We start from the raw sequence: 6080 nt of genomic DNA on the forward strand, positions 1-6080 counted from the left end.
GTAGTGGCGAGCGAACGGGGACTAGCCCTTAAGCTTCTTTGATTTTAGCGGAACGCTCTGGAAAGTGCGGCCATAGTGGGTGATAGCCCTGTACGCGAAAAGGTCTTAGAAGTGAAATCGAGTAGGACGGAGCACGAGAAACTTTGTCTGAATATGGGGGGACCATCCTCCAAGGCTAAATACTACTGACTGACCGATAGTGAACTAGTACCGTGAGGGAAAGGCGAAAAGAACCCCGGAGAGGGGAGTGAAATAGAACCTGAAACCGTATGCGTACAAGCAGTGGGAGCCCACTTTGTTGGGTGACTGCGTACCTTTTGTATAATGGGTCAGCGACTTATATTCAGTGGCGAGCTTAACCGAATAGGGGAGGCGTAGCGAAAGCGAGTCTTAATAGGGCGCTTTAGTCGCTGGGTATAGACCCGAAACCGGGCGATCTATCCATGGGCAGGTTGAAGGTTAGGTAACACTGACTGGAGGACCGAACCGACTACCGTTGAAAAGTTAGCGGATGACCTGTGGATCGGAGTGAAAGGCTAATCAAGCCCGGAGATAGCTGGTTCTCCTCGAAAGCTATTTAGGTAGCGCCTCACGTATCACTCCAGGGGGTAGAGCACTGTTTCGGCTAGGGGGTCATCCCGACTTACCAAACCGATGCAAACTCCGAATACCTGGAAGTGCCGAGCGTGGGAGACACACGGCGGGTGCTAACGTCCGTCGTGAAAAGGGAAACAACCCAGACCGTCAGCTAAGGTCCCAAAGTTATGGTTAAGTGGGAAACGATGTGGGAAGGCTTAGACAGCTAGGAGGTTGGCTTAGAAGCAGCCACCCTTTAAAGAAAGCGTAATAGCTCACTAGTCGAGTCGGCCTGCGCGGAAGATGTAACGGGGCTCAAACCATACACCGAAGCTACGGGTATCACTTAGGTGATGCGGTAGAGGAGCGTTCTGTAAGCCTGTGAAGGTGAGTTGAGAAGCTTGCTGGAGGTATCAGAAGTGCGAATGCTGACATGAGTAACGACAATGCGAGTGAAAAACTCGCACGCCGAAAGACCAAGGTTTCCTGCGCAACGTTAATCGACGCAGGGTTAGTCGGCCCCTAAGGCGAGGCAGAAATGCGTAGTCGATGGGAAGCGGGTTAATATTCCCGCACTTCTAGTTACTGCGATGGGGGGACGGAGAAGGCTAGGCCAGCACGGCGTTGGTTGTCCGTGTTTAAGGTGGTAGGCAGAGATCTTAGGCAAATCCGGGATCTTAATGCCGAGAACTGATGACGAGCTTTCTTTTAGAAAGCGAAGTGGTTGATGCCATGCTTCCAGGAAAAGCCTCTAAGCTTCAGGTAACTAGGAACCGTACCCCAAACCGACACAGGTGGTTGGGTAGAGAATACCAAGGCGCTTGAGAGAACTCGGGTGAAGGAACTAGGCAAAATGGCACCGTAACTTCGGGAGAAGGTGCGCCGGTGAGGGTGAAGGACTTGCTCCGTAAGCTCATGCCGGTCGAAGATACCAGGCCGCTGCGACTGTTTATTAAAAACACAGCACTCTGCAAACACGAAAGTGGACGTATAGGGTGTGACGCCTGCCCGGTGCCGGAAGGTTAATTGATGGGGTTAGCGCAAGCGAAGCTCTTGATCGAAGCCCCGGTAAACGGCGGCCGTAACTATAACGGTCCTAAGGTAGCGAAATTCCTTGTCGGGTAAGTTCCGACCTGCACGAATGGCGTAACGATGGCGGCGCTGTCTCCACCCGAGACTCAGTGAAATTGAAATCGCTGTGAAGATGCAGTGTATCCGCGGCTAGACGGAAAGACCCCGTGAACCTTTACTGTAGCTTTGCACTGGACTTTGAGCCTGCTTGTGTAGGATAGGTGGGAGGCTTTGAAGCGTGGACGCCAGTTCGCGTGGAGCCATCCTTGAAATACCACCCTGGCATGCTTGAGGTTCTAACTCTGCTCCGTTATCCGGAGCGAGGACAGTGTATGGTGGGCAGTTTGACTGGGGCGGTCTCCTCCCAAAGAGTAACGGAGGAGTACGAAGGTGCGCTCAGACCGGTCGGAAATCGGTCGTAGAGTATAAAGGCAAAAGCGCGCTTGACTGCGAGACAGACACGTCGAGCAGGTACGAAAGTAGGTCTTAGTGATCCGGTGGTTCTGTATGGAAGGGCCATCGCTCAACGGATAAAAGGTACTCCGGGGATAACAGGCTGATACCGCCCAAGAGTTCATATCGACGGCGGTGTTTGGCACCTCGATGTCGGCTCATCACATCCTGGGGCTGAAGCCGGTCCCAAGGGTATGGCTGTTCGCCATTTAAAGTGGTACGCGAGCTGGGTTTAGAACGTCGTGAGACAGTTCGGTCCCTATCTGCCGTGGACGTTTGAGATTTGAGAGGGGCTGACCTTAGTACGAGAGGACCGGGTTGGACGAACCTCTGGTGTTCCGGTTGTCACGCCAGTGGCATTGCCGGGTAGCTACGTTCGGAAAAGATAACCGCTGAAAGCATCTAAGCGGGAAACTTGCCTCAAGATGAGATCTCACTGGAGCCTCGAGCTCCCTAAAGGGCCGTCGAAGACTACGACGTTGATAGGTTGGGTGTGTAAGCGCTGTGAGGCGTTGAGCTAACCAATACTAATTGCCCGTGAGGCTTGACCATATAACACCCAAACAATTTGGCTGTTAGACGGTGAAGTCGACAGAAATGCCGAAAGTTTGCTGAACACGCAATACCGATATCACATACCCATTCGGGGAAACGACTAAACACCGAGTCCCCAACCGAATTGCTTGACGACCATAGAGCGTTGGAACCACCTGATCCCATCCCGAACTCAGTAGTGAAACGACGCATCGCCGATGGTAGTGTGGGGTTTCCCCATGTGAGAGTAGGTCATCGTCAAGCTCCTATCCCAAACCCCCGACCCGCTCACGCTGGTCGGGGGTTTGTCTTTGCGCGCAAGAAATCTCTGAGCGAACGCGGCTTTCCTGTTGGTGCGTTTCTAGGCAACCGGGTAGCGCATCGTTATGATGCCTGCCTCCTCTTCTAGGCCTTGTTTTGATGCGTGAAGTATTGCGGTTACTTCAGGATGGCGAATTCCATTCCGGCGAGTCCCTTGGGCATGCGCTGGGGGTTAGTCGTGCCGCAGTCTGGAAGCGCTTACAGCATTTGGAGGCTGAGTTGGGGCTGAGCCTTCACCGCGTGCGTGGTCGTGGCTATCGCCTGCCTTCGCCGCTTTCTTTATTAGATCAGGCGCGGATCGACGCGGATGCGCGCATGGCGGGCTGGACTCTTGTGTTTTTCGATTCAGTCGATTCGACCAATGCCGAGGTGCTGCGGCGACTGTCTGGGGGTAGCTCGGCTCCACTGCTGGTGGTTGCCGAGTCTCAGGAAAGTGGTCGAGGTCGGCGTGACCGGGAGTGGGTCAGTCCTTTTGGTGAGAACCTTTATTACAGTTTGGGTTTGCGTCTTGAGGCGGGCTATCCGCTCGATGGGCTCAGTCTTACTGTAGGCCTTGCGGTGCAGCAGGCAATCGCATTATTCGGCTGCGGCGCCGGTCTCAAGTGGCCAAATGACGTCCTGGTCGATGGGTGTAAGGTCGCTGGTATTTTGCTGGAGCTTTCCGGTGAGCCGGGAGGCAGCTGTCATGTGGTGATTGGAATTGGCATCAATGTGAATATGTTGCCGGGTTCTGTCGCTATCGATCAGGCCTGGACTTCACTCCGGGCTCAATGTGGGTATCTGATCGATCGAACTGCGCTGGCTGTCGCGCTCAGTGATGCCTTGCGTCACTACTTGGCGCGTCATGAAGCGGAGGGCTTCGCCGGCTTGCGCGAAGATTGGGAGGCCGCCCATCTCTGGCAAGGCGCGGAGGCTAGCCTGTTGGCGGGGCCTCGGCGCACGGATGGACGTATCTTGGGGGTCGATCATTTGGGGGCACTGAGATTGGAGGTAGCGGGTCAGGAGCTGCTGTTCAGTGGTGGTGAGCTAAGCCTGAGGTTGCGTGATGATTCTTGAGCTGGATTGTGGCAATAGCCTAATCAAGTGGCGATTGCTAGGAGCTGATGGGCGGGCTGTCTGTGGGGGCGTCGTCGATACGGCTCAAGAGCTTCTGGCGGCTGTAGGTGGGCGGGGCACGGGTTCACTGCGTGCTTGCCGCTTGGTCAGTGTTCGGAGCGATGAGGAGACTTCTGCACTTATTGGCTGCATTGAGTCTGGCTTCGGTGTGGCGGTAGAGTGCGCGCGGCCCTCTGTATGTCTGGGTGAAGTGCGCAACGGCTATAGCGACTATTCGCGTCTCGGGCTGGATCGCTGGCTGGCCGTTGTCGGTGCTTACAAGTTGGCGGGGCGGGCCTGTCTTGTCCTGGATCTGGGCACGGCTGTGACATCCGACTTTGTGGATGCTAACGGTGAACACCTTGGTGGCTACATTTGTCCAGGGATGCCGTTGATGCGTCGCGAATTGGGGACTCATACGCGTCGTATTCGCTATGACGATGCCGCTGCGCAACAGGCTCTGCTTGGGCTGGAGCCAGGCCGCACTACCGCAGAGGCGGTCGAGCGCGGTTGTGCGCTGATGTTGCGAGGGTTTGTACTGACTCAGCTGGATGAGGCGAGAAGTCGCTGGGGTGATGCGTTCAGTGTCTATCTGACTGGCGGGGATGCTGCGCTGGTCCGCTCAGTATTGCCACAGGCGCATCTGGTCTCCGACCTGGTTTTTATCGGGCTTGCCGAGGCCTGTCCTTTCCCTGGGGAGTGAGCATGCGCTGGTTGTTCCTGCTATTTCTGGTTCTGAATCTCTTCTATTACGTTTGGCATCAACAGAAAGCGCCACTTCGCGCGAAAGAGGTTGAATCGGTGGAACTGCGCCAGGCGAGCCAGCAGGGCGTGCGTCTGCTGAGTTCTGCGGATCGTGCCAGGATGCGCCCGGAGGCGTCCGCGGTGCCTGAGTCCGCCGCGGCTGGCGAGTCCTGTCTATTTCTCGGTAGTTTTCAGCAGGCATCAGAAGCGCAACAGGTCGAGCAGCGCTTCACTGCGCTGGATATTCAGGCCCAGGTGCGTTCGGTCGATGCGGCTGCCGGGCTTGATTACTGGGTCTATCTGGCGCCGCTCGCATCGCGGCAGGCATCCTTGCGTCAGCTCAAGGAGCTGCAGGCGCGGAGAATCGATAGCTACATCATTACTCAGGGTGATCTGGCCAACGGTATTTCACTTGGTATCTTCCCGCGGAGTGATTCTGCAGAGAGTGTGATGCAGCGCCTGCGGGATGCGGGTTATGAGCCGTTGCTGCGCGAGCTGCCGAGGGCGCAGCGCAGCTTCTGGGTGCGTATTACCCCGGAAAGCCGGCGCCTTGCCGATGATGCGCTCCAGCAGCTGGCTGTCGACTTCAAGGATCTTCAGCATCAAATAATGCCGTGCGAAAGCGTTGCAACTCCGCAGTAGTTTGCATAGAATGGCGCCCGCTTTACGGGGGAGGCTTCGTGGAGTGGCTGTCATAAACGGCTAACCCCAAGTTTTTATTGGGAAAATGCTTGACAGTCAGGTGGCATGAGACGAGAATGCCGCCCACTTTGGAGGGGTTCCCGAGCGGCCAAAGGGATCAGACTGTAAATCTGACGTCATAGACTTCGAAGGTTCGAATCCTTCCCCCTCCACCAGATTTAGCGTGAGCCGCAAGCTCCGCGGGCATAGTTCAGTGGTAGAACCTCAGCCTTCCAAGCTGATGATGCGGGTTCGATTCCCGCTGCCCGCTCCAAGTTTGCTGTTTGTGTAAGGTGTTTCGCTCTTGTAGCTCAGCTGGTAGAGCACACCCTTGGTAAGGGTGAGGTCAGCGGTTCAAATCCGCTCAAGAGCTCCACTTCAACAAAGGCAGATATGCAGATATCTGCCTTTGTTTTAATGGTCGGTAATTCTCTCACTATCTTGTTCGGAGGCGGTTCAGATGGCTAAGGAAAAGTTTGAACGTAACAAGCCGCACGTCAACGTCGGCACCATCGGTCACGTTGACCACGGTAAAACCACTCTGACCGCTGCTCTGACTCGCGTCTGCTCCGAAGTTTTCGGTTCGGCCAAGGTCGACTTCGACA

The 6080-nt window shown here is 55.5% G+C and carries 4 protein-coding genes, 3 tRNA genes and 2 rRNA genes (1 of these 9 cut by a window edge); all 9 read left to right on the forward strand.

Features of this window, described 5'->3' with window-relative positions; all coding sequences use genetic code 11:
- A 23S ribosomal RNA gene (locus AYB31_RS20235) occupies positions 1–2652 on the forward strand; it begins 241 nt to the left of the window's first position.
- A 130-nt stretch (positions 2653–2782) separates the two neighbouring features.
- Positions 2783–2898: ribosomal RNA gene (gene rrf / locus AYB31_RS20240) — 5S ribosomal RNA — on the forward strand.
- Positions 2899–3054: 156 nt separating this feature from the next.
- The gene (birA, locus tag AYB31_RS20245) at positions 3055–4011 is read left to right on the forward strand and encodes a bifunctional biotin--[acetyl-CoA-carboxylase] ligase/biotin operon repressor BirA (RefSeq protein WP_068830813.1); all 957 of its coding nucleotides are present in this window, start codon (positions 3055–3057) and stop codon (positions 4009–4011) included.
- Positions 4001–4753 (forward strand): pantothenate kinase, encoded by a 753-nt coding sequence (locus tag AYB31_RS20250; RefSeq protein ID WP_068830814.1) that lies wholly within the window; start codon positions 4001–4003, stop codon positions 4751–4753. Before birA ends, AYB31_RS20250 begins: the two co-directional genes overlap by 11 nt.
- A gap of 2 nt (positions 4754–4755) precedes the next feature.
- Positions 4756–5436, forward strand: coding sequence for an SPOR domain-containing protein (locus tag AYB31_RS20255; RefSeq protein ID WP_068830815.1), 681 nt, complete (start codon positions 4756–4758; stop codon positions 5434–5436).
- A gap of 130 nt (positions 5437–5566) precedes the next feature.
- Positions 5567–5651 (forward strand) — tRNA-Tyr (locus tag AYB31_RS20260).
- 24 nt (positions 5652–5675) lie between these two features.
- Positions 5676–5749, forward strand: a tRNA-Gly gene (locus AYB31_RS20265).
- Between the two features lie 26 nt (positions 5750–5775).
- Positions 5776–5851 (forward strand) — tRNA-Thr (locus AYB31_RS20270).
- Between the two features lie 84 nt (positions 5852–5935).
- Positions 5936–6080, forward strand: a 145-nt coding sequence (locus AYB31_RS21305; protein WP_236712413.1) for a GTP-binding protein, incomplete at its 3' end; no start/stop codon positions are given.

The organism is Pseudomonas sp. BMS12 (assembly GCF_001592875.1).
Taxonomy (GTDB): Bacteria; Pseudomonadota; Gammaproteobacteria; order Pseudomonadales; family Pseudomonadaceae; genus Aquipseudomonas.